Below are 25486 nucleotides of genomic sequence, written 5' to 3' on the forward strand. Positions count from 1 at the left end.
AAATGTCCCAGGCTCCGGACACAGTCGGCACTGAAGCCCCTCCTACAGGAAGAAACCGAGCGACATCACCTGTGGGAGCGACTTCAGTCGCGACGAACGGAGCCGAACTATCGCCGGCTCCGGATACTGTCGCGGCTGAAGCCGCTCCTACACAGAGCGTGGCGATTGCGGATGTCCGGATCGAACCCATCACGCCTCCTCCTGCAAGGCTTCCACCGCCTGGTCCAGGCGCAGCCCGACCACCGCCGGCGTGGCGCCGACATCGTTGATCGAGATGCGCACGTCGCGCAGCGGATGGCGCGCGGCGAAATCGTCGAGTACCGCCTGCCAGATCGTGCCGAAGCCGTCGGCGGCAGTGACGATCTCGATCTGCATCGCGCCGCCCAGGTCCCGCGGCTCGATCAGCACTTCCAGATTGCCGGAAGACACCACGCCGACCAGCACGTGGTCGCGCCGGCCGTTCGGCGCCAGGCGCCCGTCGTAGCGATAGCGAAGGGTTTCCATCGACATCCCTTACCAGTTGCGGAAACGTTGCGGCGGCGCGTACAGGCCGCCGGACCAGCGCACCAAGTCCTTGACGCTGCGCGCGGCCAGCAGGTCGCGGCTGGCGTCGCGCAGGCGGATGCCCAGGTCCTCGGGGCGGCGGATCACGCCGCGGTCGCGCAGGTTCTCGACCATGCGCCTGTCGCGGCCCAGGCCCACCGCGGTGTAGCCGGCCACGCCGCGGATCGCCTGTTCGCGCTCCTCCGGCGTGCGGCACAGCAGCAGGTTGGCGATGCCCTCTTCGGTCAGCACGTGGCTGACGTCGTCGCCGTAGATCATCACCGGCGGCAGCGGCATGTTCGCGCGCTCGGCCAGCTCCCACGCGTCGAGCCGGTCGACGAAGGCCGGCGCCATGTGCTCGCGGAACGTTTCCACCATCTGCACCACCAGCTTGCGCCCGCGCGGCATCTCGCCCGGGCGCGCCGCCTCGCGCCCGGCCTTGAGCCAGGCGTTGCTGCCGTGGCGGCGGCCGCGCGCGTCCGAGCCCATGTTCGGCGCGCCGCCGAAACCGGCGATGCGGTCGCGGGTGGCGGTGGAGCTGTTGCCCTGCAGATCGATCTGCAGCGTGGAGCCGATGAACATGTCGCAGGCGTACAGGCCGGCGGTCTGCGAGAACGCGCGGTTGGAACGCATCGACCCGTCGGGGCCGGCGAAGAACACGTCGGCGCGCGCGGCGATGTACTTCTCCATGCCCAGTTCCGAGCCGAACGAGTGCACCGATTTGACGAAGCCCGACTCGATCGCCGGGATCAGCGCCGGATGCGGATTCAGCGCCCAATGCCGGCAGATCTTGCCGCGCAGGCCGAGCGACTCGGCGTAGGTCGGCAGCAGCAGCTCGATCGCCGCGGTGTCGAAGCCGATGCCGTGGTTGAGCCGGTCCACGCCGTACTCGGCGTAGATGCCCTTGATCGCCATCATCGCCATCAGCACCTGGATCTCGGAGATCTGCGCCGGGTCGCGGGTGAACAGCGGTTCGATGTAGTGCGGGCGCGGCGCCTGCACCACGTAGCCGATCCAGTCGGCGGGGATGTCCACGCGCGGCAGCGTGTCCACGATCTCGTTGACCTGGGCGATGACGATGCCGCCCTTGAACGCGGTGGCCTCGGCGATCACCGGCGTGTCCTCGGTGTTCGGCCCGGTGTACAGATTGCCGTGGCGGTCGGCGGCCTGCGCGGCGACCAGCGCCACGCGCGGGGTCAGGTCGACGAAGTAGCGCCCGAACAGTTCTAGGTAGGTGTGGATCGCGCCGATCTCGATGCGCTTGTCGGCGACCAGCCGCGCCAGGCGCAGCGCCTGCGGCCCGGAGAAGGAGAAATCCAGGCGCTGCGCGATGCCGCGTTCGAACACGTCCAGGTGCGAGGGCAGCGCCAGCACCGACTGCAGCAGGTGCAACCCGTGCACCCGTGCCGGATCGACTTCGGTCAGGCACTGCGAGAGGAAATCGGCCTGTTTCTGGTTGTTGCCTTCCACGCACACGCGGTCGCCCGGCTCGATCACCGCCTCCAGCAACGCCACGGCGTCCTTGGCCTCCACCAGGCGCCCGCGCGCCAGCCCTTCGGCGCGCTGCAGGCGTTGCCGGCGATTGTCGGCGAGCGTGTTCCAGTCCTGAGGCATAAGGCTTTCCGTCGGCGAATGGAGGGTGGTCCGCGCAGGCTGGCGGGCCGGCCAAAATTGTAATTACGATATAATTATGAAACCGTGACCAATGCACGCTGCGGTGCAACAGGCGCTATCGGGCGCGCTGAAACAGCGTTTGGGATTAGCGACGATTCAGCTGGACGACGCCTGCGGGTTCGGTGCCAGCGCGTTCGCTAGACCTTGTCGGGGGGTGCGCCGAACGCGCGCCGGTAGGCCTCGCGATCGAAGCGCAGCACGGCACGCATGCGCTGCTCGGTCAGCGGACGCACGACCCACTGCACGTCGACCCGCCCTCGCTGCGCGGTGACCGACGGGATCGCCAGGAACCAGCGCGCGCCGGGTCCGCTGCAGTACCAGAATGCATTGCTGCCATTCATGGCCTCGCTATCGAACATGAAGGACGCATCGTAGTTGGCGTCCATGAATTGCTGCACCTTCTTCACCACGACCAGATCCGCACCGGTGAGGAGAACACCGTCGCTGGTGACGGAGATGCGCCGAAAGGACTGCTCCACCAACCATTCCGTCTGGTGATCGCGGCGATGCTGCAGCCAGACGAGCAGCCCGAGCGCCACGAGCGCGACACCGATGGCGAACACGACGATGCCGTCCCATGCATTCACGCGCAGCCCTCCCCCTGATCGTCGCGCCGTCGTGATGCTACGGCGTTCGCCAATGTCGGCACGACTGCGGCCTATCGCTCTGTGCAGCGTACCCCAGCCTACACGCCCAACGCCGCGCTGATCTCCGCCGCCGCCGCGCACACCGCCTGCATCGCCGCCTGCGCATCGATTTCCTGCGGGCGGCGTTCGATGAAGGGCACGGTCAGCGTGTAGATGGCGCTGCCGTGCTGCAGGATCGGCGCGGTCAGGTCGATCACGCCGACCACCGCTTCGCTGGGGTGGATGCTGTAGCCCAGCGCGCGCACCTGCGCGGCGGCGGCGAGGAACGCGGCGCGGTCGTAGGCCACGTCGCCGGCGTCCAGGCGCTGCAGCAACCGCGCCCGCGCGTCTTCGTGCTGGAACGCGAACAGCACCAGGCCGGAAGTGGAATGCGCGAGCGGGCGGCGGTGGCCGGGGCGCACCACCAGGCCCAGGTCGCTGGGCACGTCCATCTGCGCGATGACCACGATCTGGTCGTCCGACGGCGCCACCAGGTGACAGGGCTGGCGGATCGCATCGGCCAGCCGGCGCATCACCGGCAGCGCCGCCTCGGTGACGTTCTGCACCTGCGGTTGCTGCATGCCGAGCATGAACAGGCGGTTGGTCAGCACATAGCCGCCCTCGCCCGGCCCCTTGGTCAGGTAGCCGCGCTCTTCCAGCACCTGCAGCATGCGGAAGATCTCGCCGCGCGAGCGGCCGATGCCCTGCGAGATCTCGCTCATCGTCATCGGCCTCGCGTCGCGCGCCAGCAGTTCCAGGATATCCAGGCCCTTGTCCAGGGCGGGAGCACGGTACTTGGGCGGGGGCGTGGTCATTCCGTCGAGGCCAGGCGGGGGGTGGAAGGGCGCTAGGGTACAGGGAATGTCCGCGGACAGAAGCGCGGCGAAACCGGCCCGCGCCTGGCGCGCGGATGTCCGCATGGCCTGCCAGGTCCGACGCGTGCACGCCTGCGCCGTCGCCTGCGAAGACCGCCCACGCCAGTGTTCGGACACGACGCACGCCATGGCGCGCCATGCAAATATAAACACGTATTTTATATTTGCATGGCGACAGCGACCGCAGTACGCTCCGGCGACAACTTCAACGCGACGCGGCACATCCTGGGAGGGGTAGGCGGCATGCACTACAGCAGCGACACCGCAACAGCGGCGCCCGGCAGCCTGGCGCGTACCGCCATCGTGCCCCTGGTCCTGATCGTCAGCCTGTTCTTTTTGTGGGGCATGGCGAACAACCTCAACGACATCCTGATCAAGCAGTTCAAGAAGGCCTTCGAGCTGTCCGACCTGCAGGCCGGGCTGGTGCAGAGCGCGTTCTACCTGGGCTACTTCGTGTTCGCGATCCCGGCGGCGATGTTCATGCGCCGCTTCAGCTACAAGGCGGCGGTGGTGCTCGGCCTGCTGCTGTACGCGACCGGCGCGTTCCTGTTCTACCCGGCCGCGCAGGAGCACACCTACGGGTTGTTCCTGCTGGCGCTGTTCGTGATCGCCAGCGGCCTGGCATTCCTGGAAACCACCGCCAATCCGCTGGTCACCGTGCTCGGCCCGGCCGAAGGCGCGGCGCGGCGGCTGAACCTGGCGCAGGCGTTCAATCCGCTCGGTTCGATCACCGGCGTGCTGATCGGCCAGCACTTCATCCTGTCCGGCGTGGAGCACACGCCGCAGGAACTGGCGGCGATGGCGCCGGCCGCACGCGCGAGCTTCTTCGCCGCCGAATCGGCGGCGGTGCAGACGCCGTATCTGATCATCGGCGCGGTGGTGGTGCTGTGGGCGCTGCTGATCGGGCTGACCCGCTTCCCGGTCACCCGCGACAGCGGCGCCGCGGCCAGCGGCGGCAAGGCCTATTTCGGCCCGCTGCTGCGCAACCGCCGCTTCGTGTTCGCGGTGGTCGCGCAGTTCTTCTACGTCGGCGCGCAGGTTGGCATCTGGAGCTACCTGATCCGCTACCTGCAGGACGCGGTGCCGGGCACCCCGGAGAAGACCGCGGCCAGCTTCCTGACCGTGTCGCTGGTGCTGTTCATGGCCGGCCGCTTCATCGGCACCTTCCTGCTGCGCTATGTGGCGCCGGCGGTGTTGCTGGGCGCGTTCGCGCTGCTCAACCTGCTGCTGTGCGGGGTGGCGATCGCGTTGCCGGGCTGGACCGGGCTGTACGCGCTGGTGGCCAGCAGCGCGTTCATGTCGGTGATGTTCCCGACCATCTTCGCGCTGGGCCTGGACGGCTTGAACGACGACGCACGCAAGCTCGGCTCGTCGCTGATCGTGATGTCGATCATCGGCGGCGCCGCACTGACCGCGCTGATGGGCGCGCTGTCCGACCGCGCCGGCATCCACTGGGCGATGACCGTACCGGCGCTGTGCTTCGCGGTGATCCTGGTGTTCGCGTCCTATGCGCGCGACCGCGCGGCCGCGACGCGCGCCACCGTCGCGGGAGCCTGAGATGCCGCGTCACTGCTATCTGCTCGACCTGCACGACGATCCGGCGCTGATCGCCGAATACGAACGCTGGCATCGCCCCGACACGGTGTGGCCGGAGATCGTCGCCTCGTTGCGCGCCGCCGGCATCCGCGAGTTGGACATCCACCGCTGCGGCGACCGCCTGGTGATGCTGATGGAGGTGGACGCGGACTATTCGCCCGCGGCCAAGGCCGCGGCCGATGCGGCCGATCCGCGCGTGCAGGCGTGGGAAGAGCTGATGTGGCGCTTTCAGAAGCCGCTGCCGGGTTCGGCGCCGGGCGAGAAATGGCGCGAAGCGCTGCAGATCTTTTCGCTGCAGGCGGCGGTAGCGGCGCAGGCGCGGAGGCAGGAGCGCGACTGAGGCAAGCGGTTCCCCGCGCTGCCGAAACCACCCTGTAGGAGCGGCTTCAGCCGCGACAGATTGATCGGTAAAGCGCGTCGCGGCTGAAGCCGCTCCTACAGGGGTGTGTGCGCTGCAGGCAATGGCACTGCGAAAGCACTTCGGCCCCGATAGCCTGCGAAGCCGTCAGGGCCGCCGCTTCGTTCGTCGCGACTGAAGTCGCTCCCACAGGAACTTGCGGTGAGCCAGCTGGGTGCACTGTGGGAGGGACTTCAGTGCCGACGGCTTGCGAAGCCGTCGAGTCCGCCGCTTCGTTCGTCGCGGCTGAAGCCGCTCCTACAGGAAGCTGCGGCGAGCCGGCTGGGTGCACTGTGGGAGGGACTTCAGTCCCGACGGCTTGCGGAGCCGTCGAGTCCGCCGCTTCGTTCGTCGCGACTGAAGTCGCTCCCACAGGAACTTGCGGCGAGCCAGCTGGGTGCACTGTGGGAGGGGCTTCAGTCCCGACGGCGTCCGAAGCCGTCGAGTCCGCCGCTTTGTTTGTCGCGGCTGAAGCCGCTCCTACAGGAAGCTGCGGCAAGCCGGCTGGATGCACTGTGGGAGGGACTTCAGTCCCGACGGCTTCCGGAGCCGTCGGGTCCGCCGCTTCGTTTGTCGCGGCTGAAGCCGCTCCTACAGGAAGCTGCGGCGAGCCGGCTGGGTGCATTGTGGGAGGGACTTCAGTCCCGACGGCTTCCGGAGCCGTCGAGTCCGCCGCTTCGTTTGTCGCGGCTGAAGCCGCTCCTACAGGGGGCGCGCGCGGTCCTGGGCCGCGCGCGCTTGCCGCGTTATGCCTGCTGCGCCGCCAGGTCCGCGCTCCAGAACGGGCCGTCCGGGTACAGGTACTGGGTGACCGACTGCGCGTGCATCTCGGCCGAGAAGCCCGGCAGCGTCGGCGCCAGGTAGCGGCCGTGTTCGATCTGCACCGGATCGACGAAGTGCTGGTGCAGGTGGTCGACGAACTCGATCGCGCGGTCTTCCATCTTGCCGGTGATGGCGACGAAATCGGCCATCGCCAGGTGCTGCACCAGCTCGCACAGGCCGACGCCGCCGGCATGCGGGAACACGCGCACGCCGAACTTCGCCGCCAGCAGCAGGATCGCCAGGTTCTCGTTGACCCCGCCCACGCGCGCGGCGTCGATCTGGATCAGGTCCACCGCGCCGGCCTGCAGCAATTGCTTGAACACCACGCGGTTCTGCGTGTGCTCGCCAGTGGAGACCGGCACCGGCGCGATGCCCTGGCGGATCGCGGCATGGCCGAGCACGTCGTCGGGGCTGGTCGGCTCCTCGATCCAGGCGATGTCGAATTCCGCCAGCTGGCGCATCCAGGCGATCGCCGGACCGACGTCCCAGCGCTGGTTGGCATCCACCGCCATCGCGATGTCCGGGCCGATCGCTTCGCGCGCCAGGCGGCAACGGCGGATGTCGTCCTGCACGTTGGCGCCGACCTTGAGCTTGATCGTGCGGAAGCCGTCGGCCACCGCTTCCTTGGCCAGGCGCACCAGCTTCTCGTCGGAGTAGCCGAGCCAGCCTGGCGAGGTGGTGTAGGCCGGATAGCCCTGCTCAAGCAGCGTCTGCAGGCGTTCGGCGCGCAGCGGCTCGGCCGCGCGCAGCATGGCCAGCGCTTCGTCCGGGGTCAGCGCGTCGGTGAGGTAGCGGAAGTCGATGGTGGCCACCAGCTGTTCCGGCGACAGCTCGGCGATGTAGCGCCACAGCGGCTTGCCGGCGCGGCGCGCGGCCATGTCCCAGGCGGCGTTGATGACGCCGCCGATGGCCATGTGCATCACGCCCTTCTCCGGGCCCAGCCAGCGCAACTGCGAATCGTCGGTGAGGCTGCGCGCGAAGCCGCCCAGGTCGCCGATGACTTCTTCCACGTCGCGCCCGATCACATGGTGCGACAGCGCCGCGATCGCCGCGCTCTGCACGTCGTTGCCGCGGCCGATGGTGAACACCAGGCCGTAGCCGGCGAGGCCGTCGTCGGCATCGGTGCGCAGGCGCAGGTAGGCGGCCGAGTAGTCCGGATCCGGATTCATCGCATCGGAACCGTCCAGTTCGCGCGAAGTGGGGAAACGCACGTCGAAGGTCTCGAGGGCAACGATTTTGCTCATGGGGATCCTGGTCGGTGAGGCGGTAGAGAAAAAGAAAATGCGATGAAAAAGCCCCTCTCCCCCCGGGAGAGGGGTTGGGGTGAGGGTGCGGGAGTGCACGACTGCCGCCGTCCATCCAGAACACGAACGAAGCAAAAGCACGCAGCCCCGTCCCACACGTGGGATGTGGTGGCGCGAGCGAAGACCGCATCCGGATGGATGGCGAGGTGGCTTCGCCTCGTACCCTCACCCCAACCCCTCTCCCGGGGGGAGAGGGGCTTTATGGCTTTAGCTTGCGTCGCGCGGGTGGGCGACCACGGCCTGGCGCTGCTCGCCCAGGCCTTCGATGCCCAGCGCCATCACGTCGCCCGGCTTCAGGTAGATCGGCGGCTTCTGCCCCAGGCCCACGCCCGGCGGCGTACCGGTGCTGATCACGTCGCCCGGCATCAGCGTCATGTAGCGGCTGATGTGGCTGACCAGCTCGGCCACGCCGAACACCATCGTGCGCGTGTTGCCGTTCTGGTAGCGGTGGCCGTTGACCTCCAGCCACATCGACAGGTTCTGCGGATCCGCCACTTCGTCGCGGGTGACCAGCCACGGGCCGAGCGGGCCGAAGCCGTCGCAGCTCTTGCCCTTGACCCACTGGCCGCCGTGCTCGAGCTGGAACTCGCGCTCGGACAGGTCGTTGATCACCGCGTAGCCGGCGACGTGCTTGAGCGCGTCTTCCAGCGACACGTCGCGGGCGACATCGCCGATCACCACGCCCAGTTCCACTTCCCAGTCGCTCTTCTTCGAGCCGCGCGGAATCGTCACGGTGTCGTTGGGGCCGCTGATCGCGGTGGTGGCCTTCATGAACAGCACCGGCATCTCCGGCACCGCCATGCCCGACTCGGCGGCGTGATCGGCATAGTTCAGGCCGACGCAGATGAACTTGCCGACGCGGCCCACGGCCGGCCCGTAGCGCACCTCGCCTTCCACCTTGGGCAGCGTGGCCGGATCGAGCGCACGCAGTTTGTCCAGGCCGGCGGCGGTGAGGTGCTCGCCGGCGACGTCGTCGATGATCGCGGACAGGTCGCGCAGGTGACCATCGGCGTCGAGCAGGGCCGGACGTTCGTGGCCGGGTTCGCCATAGCGCAGCAGTTTCATGGGAGGTCCTCTCTGAAGGGAAATAGGTGGGCGGTCAGTTCGACCAGCCGCCGTCGATGATGTGGGTCTGTCCGGTGGTGAACGAGGATTCGTCCGAGGCCAGGTACACCACCAGCTGCGCGATCTCGCGCGGGTCGCCGAGGCGGCCCATCGGCTGGCGGTCGGTGAAGCTCTTCCACACCGCCTGCTCGTCGCCGCCCAGCGCCTTGACCCGCTGCCCCAGCGACGGCGTCTTGATCGTGCCCGGGCAGATCGCGTTGCAGCGGATGCCCTTGGCCACGTAATCGGCGGCGATGGCCTTGCTCAGGCCGATCACCGCGGCCTTGGTCACGCCGTAGGCGAAGCGGTTCGGCACGCCCTTGATGCTGGACGCCACCGAGGACATGTTGACGATGCTGCCGCGGCCCTGTTCCAGCATGCCCGGCAACACCGCCTGGCACAGGTAGTACATCGCATCGACGTTGATCGCGAACGAACGCCGCCACGCCGGTTCGTCGCAGTCGAGGATGCTGCCCTGGTGCACGTAGCCGGCGCAGTTGAACAGCACGTCGAACGGCGCGTTCGCCGCGACCAGCGCCTGGATCGCCGCGGCGTCGGTGACGTCCAGCGTCTGCGTGACGATCGCATCGGATTCGGCGGCCAGCGCCTGCAGCGCGGCGGCATCGATGTCGGTGGCCAGCACCTGCGCGCCTGCGCGCGCGCAGGCCAGCGCGCTCTCGCGGCCGATGCCGGCGCCGGCGGCGGTGATCAGGCAGCGCTTGCCTTGCAGTCGGCCGCTCATGCGCGGCTCCGGGGAAGGAATGCGGACGTGGTCATGGTGGGCACTCTCAATCAGGGGGAAGGAATCGGGTCGGACAAACGGTAAAAACGGCGCGCAGTGCCGGCGAACACGTCGGCGGCGTGGCCGGCGGCATGGCGCGCGACCAGCGCCTGCGCCTGCGCGAACCACTCGCCGTAGCCGGCACGCTGGGTCAGCACCGGCCAGTCGCTGCCCCATAGCACCCGTTGCGCGCCGAAGCAGGCGAACACCTGCGCCACGTACGGCTCGATCGCCGTCGCGTCGGCGTCGGCAGGCAGCTCGGTGAGCAGGCCGGACAGCTTGCACAGCACGTTCGGATGCTGCGCCAGCTGTGCCAGGCCGTCGGCCCAGGCGGCGAAACCATCGCCGCCGATCGCCGGCTTGGCGGCATGATCGAGCACCACGCGCAACGCCGGATGGCGCTGCAAGCGCACCTGCAGCGCGGGCAGGTGCAGCGGCTTGACCAGCGCGTCGAACGCCAGGTCGTGCCGCAGCATCGCGTCGAACGCGGGATCCAGCTGCGGCCGCGCCAGCCACTGCGGATCGGCCAGGTCCTGCACCATCGGCCGCAGGCCCTTGAGCAGGCCGTCGCCCTCGGCGCACAGCGCGGCGATGCGCGCGGCCGCGTCGGCGGCCTCGAACTCGATCCAGCCGACCACGCCGGCGATGCGCGGCTGCGTGCGTGCCAGCTGCAACAGGTAGCGGCTCTCCGCTTCGGTCTGCGCCGCCTGCACCGCGACGATCGCATCCACGCCGTGCGCATCGAGCGTGGCGATCAGATCTTCGGGCACGAAGTCGCGATACAGCGCGGCGAGTTCGGGCGTCAGCCAGGCGTAGTCGCCGCGCGCCAGCTGCCAGAAGTGCACGTGCGCATCGACCACGTTCACGGCGTCGGCACCTGCGCCTGCAGCAGGCCCTGGTCGCGCAGCTGCTGCCACAGCAGCGGCGGGATCGACGCCTGCAGGCGCGCGGCGGCGCTGGCCACCTCGGCCGGCGTGCGCATGCCGGCGACCACCGCGGCGACCGCCGGGTGCGCGAGCGGGAACTGCAGCGCGGCCGCGCCCACGTCCACGCCCTGCGCCGCGCAGGCGGCGAACAGGCGCTGCGCGTGCGCCAGCGTGGCCGGATCCACCGGCGCGTAGTTGTAGGTGTCGCCGGGGCCGCGCGCGTCGCTGAGCAGGCCCGAGCTGTAGGGGCCGGCGACCAGGATGCCGACCTGATGCTGCAGCGCCTGCGCCATGATCCGCTGCGCCGCGTGCTGTTCGAGCAGGGTGTAGCGGCCGGCCAGCATCACGCAGTCCAGCGGGAACAGCGGCATCAGTTCCAGCGCGATGTCTTCCTCGTTGACGCCGATGCCGATCGCGCGGCAGGCGCCGCTGGCCTTGAGCTCGGCCATCGCCGGCAAGGCCTCGTCCAGCGCCTGGCGCAGCATCGCCGGGTGGCGTTCGCCGTGGGTGAGGCGGCCGATGTCGTGCAGCAGCAGGACGTCCACGTGGTCGGTACCGAGCCGCTGCAGGCTGGCCTCGAACTCGCGCAGCACGCCGTCGCGGCTGTAGTCGAACGTGGCGCCGCGCCCGGCCACGGCGAAGCCGTCGCGGCCCGGCGCGGCCCCGGCGTCGTCGTAGACGCGACGCCCGACCTTGGTCGACAGCGTGTAGCTGGCGCGCGGCAGCCCGCGCAGGCCCTGCCCGAGCCGGCGTTCGCTCAGCCCGTAGCCGTAGTACGGCGCTGTGTCGAAATGGCGGATGCCGGCGGCATGGGCGTCGGCGACCGCGGCTAGCGCCACCGCATCGTCCACTTCCGCATACAGATTGCCGATCGGCGCGGCGCCGAAGCCGAGCGTGGCGATGCGCACCTCGCTGCGGCCCAGAGGGCGCTGCGCGATCGGGCCGGGTTCGGTGGCGGCGATGGCAGCGTTCACTCGCATCGGCCTCGGCCGTTCGCCGACGCAAGGCGCCCGCTCGACCTGCAGGATCGGGGACTGCTGGGATTGCGCATGCCACGCCTCCGCCCACCTGGGGCCAGATCGGATGGTGGCCGGATCGCGTCGCCCTGGTCGCTGGCGCCGCTTGCCGGCTGTTCGTATATGAATATAGCAATCATAAGTGAACAATCAACGACGCGGTGCAGCATTGGGGCTGGGAGACGGGAATGGGGAATCGGGAATGGTTAGAAGCAGTTCCCCGGCGCGGAGGGATTGCGAGCAGGCAGGGGCGGAATCGGAGCTGGGATGGCTGGCGCAGCGGTGCGGCAGGGGCGCGATCAGGCCGGGATGGGCAGGCCCAGTCGGTCCCACACATCCGTTGGACGCTGCAGCAGCGGCAGCGGCGTGTGCGGCTGCAGCGCGGCCGGCAGGGTGTAGCCCCAGCCGACGCCGGCGAAGGCGATGCCGGCCTGGCGCGCGGCGTCGGCGTCGCGGATCTCGTCGCCCACGCACAGCGCGCGCTTGGCCGGTACCCGGCACGCCTTGAGCGCCGCGCGCAGCTTGCGGCGCTTGCCCAGCACCGCGGCACCGCAGCCGATGTGGCGGAAGCGCGCGGTCAGTTCGGCGCCGAGCACACGCTCGACGTTGTCGCGGCTGTTGGAGGTCACCAGGGCCAACTGCACGCCGGCCCGCGCGAGCGCGTCCAGTAGCTCGGCCACGCCGTCGAACAGCGCGATGCGCTCGATCTGCGCGGCCATCAGCGCGCGCATGCGCCGCGCCACCGCCGGCACCCGCCACCAGCGGATGCCGCTGCGCGCCATCAGCTCGCGCGCGCTCAGGCTGCGGATTTCCTGCAGCCGCGCCGGCTCGAAGCGGCGGAAGCCGAACTCGTCGGCGACGTCGTTGATGGTGTCCAGGAACCAGGCGAAGGAATCGGCCAGGGTGCCGTCGAAATCGAAGATGATCAGGTCGTAGCGCCGCATGCGGCAGCAGCATGCCGCAGCGCCTGCCGCGTCGCCAGCACGACCGCGATGCGCGCCTGCGTGCGGTTAAGCCGGAGCCGGCCGCGGCCGGCCCCGGCGCTGGCTCAACCGCAGCAGTAGCAGACCAGCGGCTTGCCGGAACCGCCCGGCCCCAACTCGCCGCCGAACGGCGCGCATTCCTGCTGACACGCCCAGGCGCTACACGCTGCATCCTTCTCGATCCCGTCGCCCGCGGTCGCCTGCACCGCGCCGAAGCCCATGCAGGCCAGGAACACGGCGGCGACCATCCCGTTGCGCAACGCTGTCCAACGCTGTTTCATGTCTTCACTCCTCGAGAATTGCCAAGGCCGCCGGCGCCTCCGTGCGTCGCACTGCAGCCACCAGGTCCTGCACCCGCTCCGTGGTATCGAAGACGCCGACGCGCGCATAGCGCACCCGTCCATCGCGGTCCAGCGCCAGCAGCAGCGGCACGTTGCGCGCGCGGAACAGCATCAGCGCGCGCCGATCGGTGAGCGTGGTCACCGGAAAGGCGAAGCGGTGCTCGATGGCATAGCGACGCGCCTGATCGGGACTGCACTGGCACACCCCCAGCACCTGCACGCGGCCGCCACCCTGCTCGGCCAGGCGCTGCGCCGCCTGCACCACGCTGGGCGCCGAGCGCTTGCAGTACGGGCAGGTGGTGGTGAAGAAGAACAGCACCTGGGCGTCCGCCGCCGGCACGCCCAGGGTCAGCGCCGAACCGTCCAGCGCGGTCGCCGCGATCTTCGGCACATACATGCCCAGGTACGGCTCGGTGGTGCGGGTCACGAACCAGCGCCGCTCTTCGCGCAGCGTGCGGTTCTGCCAGGCCAGCACCACCAGCAGCGCGCAGGCCGCGAGCAAGGCCAGCCAACTCCAGGGAAAACGACGTGCCATGCGCTGTGCATCCCGTGCGGTGTCGCTTGCAGGCTGCGCAGCTGCGCCGGGTTCGGTCAACGCCTGGCGTGCGGTTTTTGCGGCCGCGTGGCCATGCTGGGGAAGCAATCACGCTTTGCCGCAGCTGCGCATTCCAATGGCGTGCGCCGCGTCTTGCGCGAGCGCACCGCCTGCATGCCGTGCTTTTCCAAGGGCATGGAGCACCATCTGCAGGGAGCAGCGCTTGCACGCCTTCATCCGCCCTTGCCCCGGGCTTCACGCGCTGCGTTCGCGGCGGCGCGCACGGTGCAGCCTGGTTCCCGAATCATGAGGCGCATATGCAGATGCAGAATCCCAACCCCGGCCAGGATCCGCAGCAGCCACCGAACGAGGTGCCGGGCCAGGTGCCCAATCCCGGCGTGGACCCGACGCCGGACCGGCCGGTGGATCCGATCCCCGACCAGCCGATCGATCCGACCATCCCGCCGATCAGCGATCCGGTCGGTGGCGTCGACGCCCCGGTGCCGGGGCCGCGCGGGCCGACGCAGTACTTGTAGCGTCAGGCCCCGCAACCCCCTGTAGGAGCGGCTTCAGCCGCGACCGGGCGTCCCGGTAGGACTCGGTCGCGGCTGAAGCCGCTCCTACAGGAAGCAACGGAAGGGTTGGCGACTGTTAGCGAATGCGGAACCCCATCGTCGCTTCCACCGCCTGCTGCCAGCCGGCGTACAGTTCCTCGCGGCGGTCGGCCGGCATGCGCGGTTCGAAGCGGCGATCCACCGCCCACTGCTGCGCGATCTCCGCACGGTCCTTCCAGAAGCCCGTCGCCAGGCCGGCCAGGTAGGCAGCGCCCAGCGCGGTGGTTTCCGCCACTTCCGGGCGCAGCACCGGCACGTCGAGGATGTCGCTCTGGAACTGGGCCATGAAGTCGTTGCTGATCGCGCCGCCGTCGGCGCGCAGTTCCTTCAGCTCGATGCCCGAATCGACCTGCATCGCGGTCAGCACGTCGCGGGTCTGATACGCCATCGACTCCACCGCGGCGCGGATGAAATGTTCCTTGGTGGTGCCGCGGGTCAGCCCGAACACCGCGCCGCGGATGTCGCTGCGCCAGTACGGCGCGCCCAGGCCGACGAACGCCGGCACGAAGTACACGCCGTCGTTGTCGCCGGCGCGCTCGGCGTACTCTTCCGAGTCGCTGGCCTTGCCGAGCATGCGCAGTCCGTCGCGCAGCCACTGCACCACCGAGCCGGCGACGAAGATCGCCCCTTCCAGCGCGTACACGACCTTGCCGTCCACGCCCCAGGCGATGGTGGTGAGCAGGCCGTTCTTGGATTCCACCGCTTTCTCGCCGGTGTTCATCAGCATGAAACAGCCGGTACCGTAGGTGTTCTTGGCCATGCCCGGCTCGAAGCAGGCCTGGCCGAACAGCGCCGCCTGCTGGTCGCCGGCGATGCCGGCGATCGGCACTTCATGACCGTAGAAATACTGGCCCTGGGTGGTGCCGTAGATCTCGCTGGAAGAGCGCACCTCCGGCAGCATCGAGGCGGGGATGTCGAGCATCTGCAGCAGCTCTTCGTCCCAGCGCAGTTCGTGGATGTTGTACAGCAGCGTGCGCGAGGCGTTGGTGTAGTCGGTGACGTGAACCTTGCCGGCGGTGAGGTTCCAGATCAGCCAGCTGTCGATGGTGCCGAACGCCAGCTCGCCGCGCTGCGCGCGTTCGCGCGCGCCCTCGACATGGTCGAGGATCCACTTGACCTTGGTGCCGGAGAAATACGCATCGATCAGCAGGCCGGTCTTGGCCCGCACCATGTCCTCGTGGCCGGCGGCCTTGAGCTGCTCGCAGATGTCCTTGGTCTGCCGCGACTGCCAGACGATGGCGTTGTAGATCGGCTGCCCGGTGGCGCGGTCCCACACCACCGCGGTCTCGCGCTGGTTGGTGATGCCGATGCCGGCGATCGCGCTGGCGTCCACCTGCTGGTTGTTCAGCAGTTCGGTGATCGTGGTGTAGACGCTGGTCATGATCTCGCGCGGGTTGTGTTCCACCCAGCCCGGTTGCGGGAAGATCTGCCCGAACTCGCGCTGCGCCATGCCCACGATGTGGCCCTTGCGGTCGAACAGGATCGCGCGCGAACTGGTGGTGCCCTGGTCGATGGCCAGGATGAATTTCTTTTCCATCGGTGACTCCTGCGGGGTCGTAAGGCGCGCGCTGCGGCGCCCGGAATGATTGGGGAGGTGCCGGCGACGCCGGCACCGGATACCGCGCGCCGGCTCAGGCCCGGCGCGACGCCGCTTCTTCCTCGAGCGCTTTCACCCGCGCCGGCAGGAACGGATAGATCAGCCACTGGTAGGCGGCGCCGCCGATCACGCCGCCGACCAGCGGGCCGACGATCGGGATCCACCAGTAGTTGTCGGCCGACGGCAGCGCCGAGGATCCCCAGCCGGCGAAATAGGCGAACAGGCGCGGCCCGAAATCGCGCGCCGGATTGATCGCCCACGCTTCCAGGTAGCCCATCGAGGCGCCGATGGTCGCCACCAGCAGGCCGATGATCAGCGCGCCGGCATTGGCGCCGGGCGCGGCCTCGTTGTAGCGCTCGGTGATGGCGAAGATGCCGAAGATCAGGAACGCGGTCATGATCACCTGGTCGCGCAGCGCATGCATCGGCGTGATCGCCAGGCCCGGCGCGGTGAAGAACACGCCGGCCGCCCCGCCCGCCGCGCGGGTCAGGTGCTGGGTCTGGTTGTAATGGTCGATCACCGGCGCGAACAGCAGATAGACGATGGCCGCGCCGAGGAACGCGCCGACCACCTGCGCCGCCCAGTACGGCAACACCTTCTTCCACGCGAAACCGCGAAACAGCGCCAGCGCCAGGGTCACCGCCGGGTTGGCGTGGGTGCCGGAGACCGACGCGGTGACGTAGATGGCGATCGTCACCGCCAGGCCCCAGGCCATGCACACGCCCCAGTAGGCGTGCTGGTAGGGGCTGGGGTCGTACAGCACGTACATGCATGCCACCGAGCAGCCGAAGGCGATGATGATCACCATCGCCACCGCTTCGGAAATCAGCTCGCCGAGCAGTTGCCGGTTCATGGCCGCGGCTCCCGTGTCGCTGTCGTCGCATTGCCGGCGATGCCGGTCGTCGGTTTGCACATGCCTGCCACCCTCCACGGTCGTTTCCAGGTTCGCGCGCGGCGGCGATGGCCGATGCGCGCGGCGATTGTGCACGCACGGCCGGCGCCCGATGGCGGGCGAGCCGGCCGCGGTGCGCGGCTCATGCGGGCGCGGCGGCCACCGCGGCCGGCGCCTGCTGCAGATAGTCGATCAGGCGCTGGCGGCCGGCGGCGTCGATGCGCAGGCCCAGCTTGCTGCGGCGCCACAGCAGGTCGTCGGCCTGGGTCACCCACTCGTGTTCGCGCAGGTAGTCCACTTCGGCCTGGTACAGATCGGCGCCGAAGTGTTGGCCCAGTTGCTGCACCGATGCCGCGTCGCCCAGCAGCTGCGCTGCACGGGTGCCGTAGTTGCGTGCCAGCCGCCACGCGGTCGCCTCGCTCAGCCACGGCCGCGCCGCGCACAGCTCCTGCGCCAGCGCGCGGATGTCGCGGCGCTCGCCGCCGGGCAACGGCGCGCCGCGCGCGGTCCAGGCCGGCGCCTTGCGCCCGGCCTGCGCGACCAGCCGGTCCACCGCCTCTTCGGCCAGCTTGCGATACGTGGTGAGCTTGCCGCCGAACACGTTGAGCAGCGCCGCGCCGTCGTCCGTGTCCAGTTCCAGCAGGTAGTCGCGGGTGACCTCGGCGGCGTTGTCCTCCTCGTCGTCGAGCAGCGGGCGCACGCCGCTGTAGCTCCACACCACGTCGCTGGGCGCGATCTGCTTGAGGAAATAGCGGTTGGCCGCCTCGCACAGGTAGCGCGTCTCCTCGGCATCGATCTTCGGCGCGGACGGATCGGCGCGGTAGTCCACGTCGGTGGTGCCGATCAAGGTGAAGTCGTGCTCGTAGGGGATCGCGAACACGATACGCCGGTCGGGCTGCTGGAAGATGTAGGCATGGTCGTGCTCGAACAGCCGCGGCACCACGATGTGGCTGCCCTTGACCAGGCGCAGCGCGTGGTCGTGGCCGACCTTGGCCACGTCGTCCAGGAACTGCACCGCCCACGGCCCGGCGGCATTGACCAGCGCCCGCGCCTGCACCTCCTGGCGGTGCCCGTCGGCATGCTCCAGTTGCACCTGCCATACGCCGCCGACGCGGCGCGCCGCGACGCAGCGGGTGCGGGTCAGGATGCGCGCGCCGCGTTGCGCTGCATCCATCGCGTTGAGCACCACCAGCCGCGCGTCCTGTACCCAGGCGTCGGAATACACGAAGCCGGTGCGGAATTCCTCGCGCAGCGGCGCGCCGACCGGATCCGAACGCAGCGCCATGCGCCTGGAGCCCGGCAAGGTGCGACGGCCGCGGCCGAGATGGTCGTACAGGAACAGGCCGGTGCGGATCATCCACGCCGGGCGCAGGTGCGGCTGGTGCGGCAGCAGGAAGCGCAGCGGCCAGATGATGTGCGGGGCCAGGCGCAGCAGCACTTCGCGCTCGGCCAGCGCCTTGCCGACCAGCGCGAACTCGTATTGCTCCAGGTAGCGCAGCCCGCCGTGGATCAGCTTGGTGCTGGCGCTGGAGGTATGCGAGGCCAGATCGTCGCGCTCGCACAGGCACACCGACAGGCCGCGGCCCACCGCGTCGCGGGCGATGCCCACGCCGTTGATGCCGCCACCGACCACCAGCACATCGTAGATCTCGCGCATTGCCTGACTCCGGAAGCGTCGTGTCCCCGGGCGAGCGAACGCTCGGGTCGACGACGAAGGACGAAAAGATCGTAAACGAACATTTTCGAACATAGCACGCTGCAGTGCAGCGTGGAGTCAACGCAAAGCCTTGCCGTTCGCGGCATAGCCATGTGCAAACCGCCTCATTTCCGGCACCAGACCTCCCGCCGACAGCGACCCTCGGCAGAGTTTAACGTCATAATAACGAAACAATACGAACATAAACGCACACGAACTGCGGGGTCGCCGTGTCGTTCGCCGAGGTCGCTGGGCCGCTCGCCCCCCCCCCCCCGATGCGGCACTCAGTCCGGATCGGCCTGGCTGCCGGCCGCCACGTCCGCCTCGGCCTCGCCGTCGGCGCCCCCCTCGGCGACGAACACGCGGGTGCCGGCCTCGGCCAGCACCGCGGCCAGTTCCGGCGGCGGCGCACGGTCGGTGAACCAGGCCTGGACCCGCGCGATCGGCCCGAGCCGGACCATGGCGTTGCGGCCGAGCTTGCTGTGGTCGGCGGCCAGGAACACCTGCCGCGAGTGCTCGATGATGGCCTGCGCCACCCGCACCTCGTGGAAATCGAAATCCAGCAAGGTGCCGTCCGGATCGATGCCGGAAATGCCGATCACGCCGAAATCCACCTTGAACTGGCGGATCAGCTCGATCGTCGCCTCGCCGGTGACGCCCTGGTCGCGGCCGCGCACGCGCCCGCCGGCCACCATCACCTCGAAGCTCGGATTGGCGCTCATCATCACCGCCACGTTGAGGTTGTTGGTGATCACCCGCAGCCCGCTGTGCCCCATCAGCGCGCGCGCCACGTCCTCGTTGGTGGTGCCGATGTTGATGAACAGCGACGCGTCGTCGGGGATGTGCTGCGCCAGCAGCGTGGCGATGCGCCGCTTCTCCTGCGCCTGCAGCGCCTTGCGCGCGGTGTAGGCCAGGTTCTCCACGCTCGATGGCAGGCTGACCCCGCCGTGGTAGCGGCGCAACAGGCCGGCCTCGCACAGCAGCGCCACGTCGCGGCGAATGGTCTGCGGGGTCACCTCGAAACGTGTGGCCAGCCCTTCCACTTCGGCATAGCCCTGCTGCCGCACCAGCGCCACCAGCTGTTCCTGGCGCGGATTGAGCGCCGGCATCGCGCTCGGCTTGGGAATCGTGTTGTCCATGCGCCGATGATGGGGCGCATGCGCGCGCGGATGCAAACGCCGCCGGCGATCCAGCGGATCAGCGCACGAAGCTGGTGACCTCGTCGCGCTCCATGCCCAGGAAGCGCGCGAGCGCACCGCGGTGCGCGCTGCTGGTCTTCAGCGTGCACGGCGTCGGCGGGTCGATGCTGAGGTCGAAACGGGTCAGATGCGTCGCGTCCTGGATGACGTGGTAGCGCCAGACGATGCCCTGGTCGTACACCTCGCCGCTCGCAAGGTCGACCAGATAGTTGGCGAAACGGGTTTCGGTCGTGCCGCTGAAGCGGCCGGCCTCGATCGCGGCGTTGAACTCGCGCGGCGTGTCGATCAGGCTGCACTCGGTGGCGCCGGTGCTGCGCACGGGCTGGCCTTCATAGTAGGCCGAATGCGGGCCGACCAAGTGGTCCGGCTCGCCGTACAGGCAACGCAGCATCGGCCGCTGCGCCGGATCGGCCGCGCGCTTGTCCACGTTCCAGCTTCCGATCACGGTATGGGTGAACACCCGGGTCTGCGGAAGAATCAGCTGGATCAGCCCCAAATCCCCACTCTGCGGCGCGGCACGGCTGAAGCGCAGGCGGAAATCGGCGCCGTATTGCAGCGCCGCGAGTGCCTCGAACACGTTGTCCGGCGGGGCCACGTAGGGATACACCTCCAGCTCGAACTTGCCTTGGCGGTAGCTGCGCTGGGGGAGATAGTTGCTCATCGTCGACTCCTGCGATCCATGGGGACGGAGCGCATTCGCTCCAGCCCTAAAGACGCAGCCCGGCCACGCCTGTGAAACAGCGGGCTGTGGAAACGTGGAGATGCGGCCACGTGCGGGCGAGGGCGCAGCGGGGACGCCAGCGACCACGGCGCGCGGATCGGTCCCGGCAGATGGCGGCCTGCTCGCGATGGATGACACGGCTAGACTACGCACCCAGCCGGACGCGACCGGCAGCACCGGACCGGCCATGATCAACAACGACGTACTGCGCTCCATCCGCTACATGCTCGACCTGAGCGACCAGATGATCGTGGACACGGTCCACCTCGCCGATCCCGCCTTCCCGATCGACAAGAGCGAAGTGCCGGCCTACCTGAAGAAGGAAGACGAGGACGGCTTCGTCGAATGCAGCGATCTGGTGCTGGCGCACTTCCTCGACGGACTGGTGTTCCACTACCGCGGCCGCGACGACAGCCTGCCCGCGCGCCCGGTGGAAACCCGGGTCACCAACAACGTGGTGCTGAAGAAGCTGCGCGTGGCGTTCCAGCTGAAGGACGTGGACATGCACCAGATCTTCGCCGACGCCGGCTTCCCGGTGTCCAAGCCGGAGCTGTCGGCGCTGTTCCGCCAGCCCGAGCACAAGAACTTCCGCCTGTGCGGCGACCAGCTGCTGCGCAACTTCCTCAAGGGGCTGACGCTGCGGATGCGCGCGGCGGGGTGAGGCAGGCCGCGCCGCGGCCGATGGCAGGACACCGCCCGGAGCCAGGATGAAGAAGGTGGCCGCCTACAGGATCGAGGGAACCGTTCTGCTTCAGGCGATGTCGTTGACCGACACCGGCCTGTGGATCGCGCATGGGGAGGTTCTCTCCATCCGTGCGGACGATCCAGCCGGGCTGGCGAGCGCGATCCGGGAATCGCTCGAACATTCGATCGAAGGCGTCGCGCATCCGCCGCAGTCCGAATGGCAGCGCATCCAGCGGCCGATCCTGCACGCCGCCGGCGTCAAGCGTTGGGCCGCACTCGGCAAGAAGGCAACAGCCGTGGGCGTCGAATGGACCGGCGCTACGGTGGCCTTCATCCCATCCGTCGATTTCCGCCACCACGGCGGGGAGGACAGCGACGAGCACACCATCCACTGCGGCATGGATGACGCGCGGCTGGGCGCCAAGCTGCTCGAGGCCTTCGAACACGCGAATTGAGGCCCTACCGCCGCGCACCTGCAATGCAGGCGCGCCCAGCCAGGCGCCGCGTGCGGTACGGCCGCAGGCGCTCAGCGGATCCGGTAGACCCGCGCCTTCGGCAGGTCTTCGTCCACCTGCAGGAACCAGCGTCCGGCGATGCCGGGCACGACCTTGATCGCCGGCGAGGCCAGCGCGGTGCGCAGGGTCATGCTGCCCTTGAGCACCTTCCACTGCTGGCCGTTGTCCAGCACGAACACGGTGCCCGGCGCCCAGCCGGCGACTTCGCCCTGCACGCGGGCGCTGATCGGGCCGTCGTCCAGGCCGATCATCATGCCCTGCCCGGCCTGGGGATCGCCGGCGACGGCCGCTGCAGGCGCCGACGCGGGCCGCGCCGGGGCCTGTGCCGCCTCGCGCGTCTCGGCGTCGCGCAGCAGGCGGTTGAGCGTGGCCAGTTGCGCCGGAGTCAGCCCGACCTCGCGCAACTGCTCGGCGCTCAACTTGCGCTCGATCTCCACATACCCCGACTGCGCCAGCGCCGCCGGTGCCGCCAGGGCGCATGCCAGCGCCAGCACTATGTATTTCATCGTTCGATCCTGCCGCGTTCGCGGATGAGAAAGGCCGCACGGTCGATGGGACCGGCTCCCCAGTTCGGCGAGTTTGGGTCAATTCGGTGACACCTGGATGACGCGCAGCACCGGCCGCCATCGCGGACCGCCTGCTCGGCAGCGAACGATGCGGCCGGCCGCCGCCGCTCGGCGAATCGCGTTCACGACCGGCCACGGCGATCGCATCGCGGCGCTGCCGGTGTTCGCGCTCGTGCCAGCCCGACCCCTGGGCACTCGTGTCGCGACGGGCGAGAAGCACGCCACGGGGGACCGCCGGACGACCGACGCTCGCGGTCCGGCGCGGGCGCACGCACACGCTCAAGCGCCACGCGACGTGCGTCTTCCGGTCCAGGCATCGACGGTCGGCGCCCGTTCGCAGCGGCTCGCAGCGGAAACGCCTGCCAGGGCCGCCCGGCTCCGCTCCCGCAACGCGTTGTCCACACGTCTTGCGGCATGTCCAGCCAGTGCCATCAGGACGGACCATACCCCCAGGTGTGCACGCCGCCCGGCGCGATTCGGTCTACGATGCGCGGGATTCGCTCCCATGGCGAGCGCCGCCGCCCGCGCGGATGGCGCCCCCTCCTGTTCCGTTTTGAGGTCCCCATGAAACTAGAGGTGCTGTTCGACCAGTTGCACACCCTGCCGACCATCCCCAAGGTGGCGCAGGAGCTGATCCTGCAATTCGACAATCCCACCACCAGCCTGGACAGCGTGGCGCGCAGCATCGAGCGCGACCCGGTGATCGCCGCCAAGGTACTGCGCCTGGCCAACTCGGCGCGGTTCCGCGGCGCGCGCGATTCGACCAGCGTCGAGGACGCGGCGCTGCGCCTGGGCTTCAACACGCTGCGTACGCTGGTGCTGGCCTCGTCGATGACCGACGCGTTCCATGCGCCGGCCCATTTCGACCTGCGCGCGTTCTGGCTGCACAGCTTCGAGGTCGCCGGCGTGTGCCGGCTGCTGGCCAGGCAGAAGGGCCTGGATGCGGAGACCGCGTTCACCTGCGGGATGATGCACAACATCGGCGAGCTGCTGATCCAGACCGGCGCGCCGGACTATGCCGCGCAGCTGCATCCGGATGCCTCGTCCAGCGGCCGCGCCGCCGACGAGACCGTGCAGTTGGGCTTCGGCTACCCGGAAGTGGGCGCCGAGCTGGCGCGGCGCTGGCACCTGCCGGAGGTGATCCAGACCGCGATCGCCTTCCAGGCGCGGCCGCTGCAGGCGCCGGAAGACCAACCGATGCCGCGCGTGGTGGCACAGGCGGCGCTGGTCGCCGATGCGCTGGAGCGCCACGGCGGCGCGACCCCGGAAGCGCGGCAGGCGGTCAGCGGCCCGCTGCTGGACGACGTGGACCTGGACGCGCTGTTCGCCGCGCTGCCGGACGTGATCGAGGCCGACCGCGCGTTCACCGAGATGCTGCGCTAAGCGTTTCTCGCCGCGCCTTCGGCAACGAAGGCGATCGGATCCCCTGTAGGAGCGGCTTCAGCCGCGACCGGGCGTTACCGGTAACGCCCGGTCGCGGCTGAAGCCGCTCCTACATATTTGGTGGCGGGCGCGTGCGCTACGCGCTGGCCGCCTCGGCCTGCAGCGCGCCAACCACGGTCGGCCACAGTTCGGACACGGTCGGGTGGATCGGCACCGCCCATTGCAGCGTCTCGAACGGCTGCCCGGCGTTGATCAGGTCGAGCACGCCATGGATGGCTTCGTCGCCGTTGATGCCGAGAATCGCCGCGCCGAGGATGCGGTGGGTCTGCGCATCGGCCACCAGTTTCATGAAGCCGGCGGTCTCGCCGTTCTCGCGCGCACGCCCGACCTGGGTCATCGGCCGCTTGGCGAACAGCAGCGGACGGCCGCTGGCGCGCGCCTGCGCCTCGGTCATGCCGACCCGGCCCAGCGGCGGATCGGTGTACAGCGCATAGCCGGGCACGCGCTGCGACACCCGCCGCTGGCCGCCGTCGAGCAGGTTGGCGGCGACGATCTCGTAGTCGTTGTAGGCGGTGTGGGTGAACGCGCCGCGGCCGTTGCAGTCGCCCAGTGCCCACACGCCTGCGGCACTGGTCGCCAGTTGCTCGTCGACGACGATGTAGCCGCGTGCGTCGGTGGCGATGCCGGCGTGCTGCAGACCCAGATCGTCGGTATTGGGCTGCCGCCCCATCGCCAGCAGCACATGGCTGGCGATCACTTGCGGCGCACCTTCGTGGCAATCCACCTGCACCGCCACGCCCTGCGCATGCGGCGCGAACGCGATGCACTGCGCGCCGGTCCGCACCGTCACACCCTCGCCTTCCAGCACCGTGCGGATGCATTCGGAAACGTCCTCGTCCTCGCGCGCGATCAGGCGCGGCTGCTGCTCGACGACTGTCACCTGCGCGCCGAGGCGGCGGAAGATCTGTGCGAATTCCAGGCCGATGTAGCTGCCGCCGATCACCGCCAGGTGCCGCGGTACGTCCTGCAGCTGCAGGATCGAGGTATTGGTCAGGTAGTCGATCCGTTCCACGCCCGGCAGCGCCGGCACATGCGCACGTCCGCCGACGTTGAGGAAGATCTTCGGCGCACTGATGCACTCCTCGCCCACGCGCAACCGCTGCGGCGCCTCGAAGCGGGCATGGCCGCGCAACACGGTGAGCCCGGGCATGCCGCCGAGCCACTGCTCCAGGTTGTCGCGCGCGCTGTGCGTCACCGCATGCGCGCGCGCCATCACCCGCGCGATGTCGATGCCGACCTCTCCCTGCACCTGCACGCCGTAGTCGGCGGCGCACCGCGCCAGGTGCGCCACGCGCGCGCTGGCCACCAGGGTCTTGGTGGGCATACAGCCAGTGTTGACGCAGGTGCCGCCGAGCAGCTGCCGCTCGACCAGCGCCACCTGCATGCCGGCCGCGACCAGCCGCCCGGCCAGCGACGGTCCGGCCTGGCCGGCGCCGACCACGATCGCGTCGAAGGGACGGCTCATCGCAGCAGCGCCATCGCCAGCACGCCCAGGCCGATCGCCGCCGCGTCTTCGAGCAGCGCGGCGGGAAGATCGCGCCCGAAACGCTGCGCCATCGCCGCACGCGCCGCGGCACCGCCATAGGTGCCCAGCACCGCGCCGAGCGCACCGGCGACCATCGCCGCCACCCACAGCCCGCCGCCCATGCCCACCGCCGCGCCGCACAGGCCGCCGGTCACGATGCGCGTGCCGAACTGCAGCGGCACCTTGCGGCTGGGCGTGCCCGGCAATTGATCGGTGACGAGTTCGCCGATGGCCAGCAGCGAAACGATCCACGGCGTGAAGCGCCAACCCAGGAACGCCAGCGGCGTGCCGATCAACGGCAGCACGCCCAGGCTGGCGGCCCAGCTGACCACGGCCGGCGCGGTCATCGCGCGCAGGCCAGCGACGATCCCGATCAACAGCGCGACGACGAGCAGGCTCATGGCGGCGACTCCGGAAAGTGGCAAAAAGAAACCCGGGACAACCTGGCAAGCGCGGCGTACCGCACGGCAGGCGGCAGCGGCCCTCGAGTATAGGCAGCCCTGCACCGCGC

26 protein-coding genes are annotated in these 25486 nt (G+C 69.5%); 6 read left to right on the top strand and 20 right to left on the bottom strand.

What is annotated here, in order from left to right; translation table 11 throughout:
- Positions 1–189: 189 nt before the first annotated feature.
- The 4 genes from mdcC to JR064_RS21815 all read right to left on the bottom strand — a co-directional run bounded on the left by mdcC (position 190) and on the right by JR064_RS21815 (position 3658).
- Positions 190–504 carry a malonate decarboxylase acyl carrier protein gene (gene mdcC, locus JR064_RS21800; protein ID WP_206231115.1) on the bottom strand — a complete coding sequence of 105 codons (315 nt, stop codon included), beginning with the start codon at positions 502–504 and terminating at the stop codon, positions 190–192.
- Positions 505–513: 9 nt separating this feature from the next.
- A complete protein-coding gene (gene mdcA / locus JR064_RS21805) occupies positions 514–2157 on the bottom strand; it encodes a malonate decarboxylase subunit alpha (protein WP_179569307.1) in 1644 nt (547 codons plus the stop codon).
- A gap of 197 nt (positions 2158–2354) precedes the next feature.
- Entirely contained in the window at positions 2355–2804 is a 450-nt protein-coding gene (locus tag JR064_RS21810; RefSeq protein ID WP_206231116.1) for a hypothetical protein, read from the bottom strand.
- Between the two features lie 98 nt (positions 2805–2902).
- A complete protein-coding gene (locus JR064_RS21815) occupies positions 2903–3658 on the bottom strand; it encodes an IclR family transcriptional regulator (protein ID WP_206231117.1) in 756 nt (251 codons plus the stop codon).
- A 303-nt stretch (positions 3659–3961) separates the two neighbouring features.
- On the opposite strand from JR064_RS21815, the gene fucP reads away from it, so the two are divergent.
- Together fucP and JR064_RS21825 are read left to right on the top strand one after the other, a co-directional pair.
- The gene (fucP, locus tag JR064_RS21820; protein ID WP_206231132.1) at positions 3962–5275 is read left to right on the top strand and encodes an L-fucose:H+ symporter permease; all 1314 of its coding nucleotides are present in this window, start codon (positions 3962–3964) and stop codon (positions 5273–5275) included.
- Between the two features lies 1 nt (position 5276).
- Positions 5277–5654 (top strand): L-rhamnose mutarotase, encoded by a 378-nt coding sequence (locus tag JR064_RS21825; RefSeq protein ID WP_206231118.1) that lies wholly within the window; start codon positions 5277–5279, stop codon positions 5652–5654.
- 803 nt (positions 5655–6457) lie between these two features.
- On the opposite strand, the gene JR064_RS21830 is transcribed toward JR064_RS21825, so the two are convergent.
- From JR064_RS21830 to JR064_RS21865, 8 genes are all read right to left on the bottom strand, one after another.
- Positions 6458–7777 carry an L-fuconate dehydratase gene (locus JR064_RS21830; RefSeq protein WP_206231119.1) on the bottom strand — a complete coding sequence of 440 codons (1320 nt, stop codon included), beginning with the start codon at positions 7775–7777 and terminating at the stop codon, positions 6458–6460.
- Between the two features lie 267 nt (positions 7778–8044).
- Positions 8045–8902, bottom strand: coding sequence for a fumarylacetoacetate hydrolase family protein (locus JR064_RS21835; RefSeq protein ID WP_206231120.1), 858 nt, complete (start codon positions 8900–8902; stop codon positions 8045–8047).
- Between the two features lie 34 nt (positions 8903–8936).
- On the bottom strand, positions 8937–9683 hold the full coding sequence (locus JR064_RS21840) for an SDR family oxidoreductase (protein WP_179569319.1): 747 nt from the start codon (positions 9681–9683) through the stop codon (positions 8937–8939).
- Between the two features lie 50 nt (positions 9684–9733).
- Positions 9734–10588 carry an amidohydrolase family protein gene (locus JR064_RS21845; RefSeq protein WP_206231121.1) on the bottom strand — a complete coding sequence of 285 codons (855 nt, stop codon included), beginning with the start codon at positions 10586–10588 and terminating at the stop codon, positions 9734–9736.
- On the bottom strand, positions 10585–11586 hold the full coding sequence (locus JR064_RS21850; protein WP_425510325.1) for an aldo/keto reductase: 1002 nt from the start codon (positions 11584–11586) through the stop codon (positions 10585–10587). Before JR064_RS21850 ends, JR064_RS21845 begins: the two co-directional genes overlap by 4 nt.
- Positions 11587–11963: 377 nt before the next feature.
- Positions 11964–12608, bottom strand: a complete 645-nt coding sequence (locus JR064_RS21855; protein WP_206231123.1) for an HAD-IA family hydrolase — start codon at positions 12606–12608, stop codon at positions 11964–11966.
- A gap of 104 nt (positions 12609–12712) precedes the next feature.
- The gene (locus JR064_RS21860) at positions 12713–12928 is read right to left on the bottom strand and encodes a hypothetical protein (RefSeq protein WP_206231124.1); all 216 of its coding nucleotides are present in this window, start codon (positions 12926–12928) and stop codon (positions 12713–12715) included.
- 4 nt (positions 12929–12932) lie between these two features.
- On the bottom strand, positions 12933–13496 hold the full coding sequence (locus JR064_RS21865) for a peroxiredoxin family protein (RefSeq protein WP_191826311.1): 564 nt from the start codon (positions 13494–13496) through the stop codon (positions 12933–12935).
- A gap of 344 nt (positions 13497–13840) precedes the next feature.
- Between JR064_RS21865 and JR064_RS21870 the strand changes: the two genes are divergently transcribed.
- Positions 13841–14059, top strand: coding sequence for a hypothetical protein (locus JR064_RS21870; RefSeq protein ID WP_206231125.1), 219 nt, complete (start codon positions 13841–13843; stop codon positions 14057–14059).
- A 115-nt stretch (positions 14060–14174) separates the two neighbouring features.
- Here the strand turns inward: JR064_RS21870 and glpK are convergent, their stop codons facing one another.
- The 5 genes from glpK to JR064_RS21895 all read right to left on the bottom strand — a co-directional run bounded on the left by glpK (position 14175) and on the right by JR064_RS21895 (position 20182).
- Positions 14175–15674: a glycerol kinase GlpK gene (glpK, locus tag JR064_RS21875; RefSeq protein WP_179569329.1), complete on the bottom strand. Its 1500-nt coding sequence runs from the start codon at positions 15672–15674 to the stop codon at positions 14175–14177.
- 94 nt (positions 15675–15768) lie between these two features.
- On the bottom strand, positions 15769–16587 hold the full coding sequence (locus JR064_RS21880) for an MIP/aquaporin family protein (protein WP_179569331.1): 819 nt from the start codon (positions 16585–16587) through the stop codon (positions 15769–15771).
- A gap of 181 nt (positions 16588–16768) precedes the next feature.
- On the bottom strand, positions 16769–18283 hold the full coding sequence (gene glpD / locus JR064_RS21885; protein ID WP_206231126.1) for a glycerol-3-phosphate dehydrogenase: 1515 nt from the start codon (positions 18281–18283) through the stop codon (positions 16769–16771).
- A gap of 323 nt (positions 18284–18606) precedes the next feature.
- Entirely contained in the window at positions 18607–19461 is an 855-nt protein-coding gene (locus tag JR064_RS21890) for a DeoR/GlpR family DNA-binding transcription regulator (RefSeq protein ID WP_206231127.1), read from the bottom strand.
- 58 nt (positions 19462–19519) lie between these two features.
- Positions 19520–20182 (bottom strand): hypothetical protein, encoded by a 663-nt coding sequence (locus tag JR064_RS21895; RefSeq protein ID WP_206231128.1) that lies wholly within the window; start codon positions 20180–20182, stop codon positions 19520–19522.
- Between the two features lie 247 nt (positions 20183–20429).
- Here JR064_RS21895 and JR064_RS21900 point away from each other — a divergent pair, with 247 nt between their 5' ends.
- The gene (locus JR064_RS21900) at positions 20430–20903 is read left to right on the top strand and encodes a YehS family protein (RefSeq protein ID WP_179569339.1); all 474 of its coding nucleotides are present in this window, start codon (positions 20430–20432) and stop codon (positions 20901–20903) included.
- 46 nt (positions 20904–20949) lie between these two features.
- Positions 20950–21381, top strand: coding sequence for a hypothetical protein (locus tag JR064_RS21905; protein ID WP_241093227.1), 432 nt, complete (start codon positions 20950–20952; stop codon positions 21379–21381).
- Between the two features lie 71 nt (positions 21382–21452).
- Here the strand turns inward: JR064_RS21905 and JR064_RS21910 are convergent, their stop codons facing one another.
- Positions 21453–21947 carry a hypothetical protein gene (locus JR064_RS21910; RefSeq protein ID WP_191826182.1) on the bottom strand — a complete coding sequence of 165 codons (495 nt, stop codon included), beginning with the start codon at positions 21945–21947 and terminating at the stop codon, positions 21453–21455.
- A 624-nt stretch (positions 21948–22571) separates the two neighbouring features.
- Here JR064_RS21910 and JR064_RS21915 point away from each other — a divergent pair.
- Entirely contained in the window at positions 22572–23390 is an 819-nt protein-coding gene (locus JR064_RS21915) for an HDOD domain-containing protein (RefSeq protein WP_191826181.1), read from the top strand.
- A 136-nt stretch (positions 23391–23526) separates the two neighbouring features.
- Here the strand turns inward: JR064_RS21915 and JR064_RS21920 are convergent, their stop codons facing one another.
- Together JR064_RS21920 and JR064_RS21925 are read right to left on the bottom strand one after the other, a co-directional pair.
- Positions 23527–24915, bottom strand: a complete 1389-nt coding sequence (locus JR064_RS21920; protein WP_206231129.1) for an FAD-containing oxidoreductase — start codon at positions 24913–24915, stop codon at positions 23527–23529.
- Positions 24912–25376, bottom strand: a complete 465-nt coding sequence (locus JR064_RS21925) for a DUF4126 domain-containing protein (protein ID WP_191826179.1) — start codon at positions 25374–25376, stop codon at positions 24912–24914. Before JR064_RS21925 ends, JR064_RS21920 begins: the two co-directional genes overlap by 4 nt.
- Positions 25377–25486 lie beyond the last annotated feature (110 nt).

It is taken from the genome of Xanthomonas bonasiae (assembly GCF_017163705.1).
Lineage (GTDB): Bacteria > Pseudomonadota > Gammaproteobacteria > Xanthomonadales > Xanthomonadaceae > Xanthomonas_A > Xanthomonas_A bonasiae.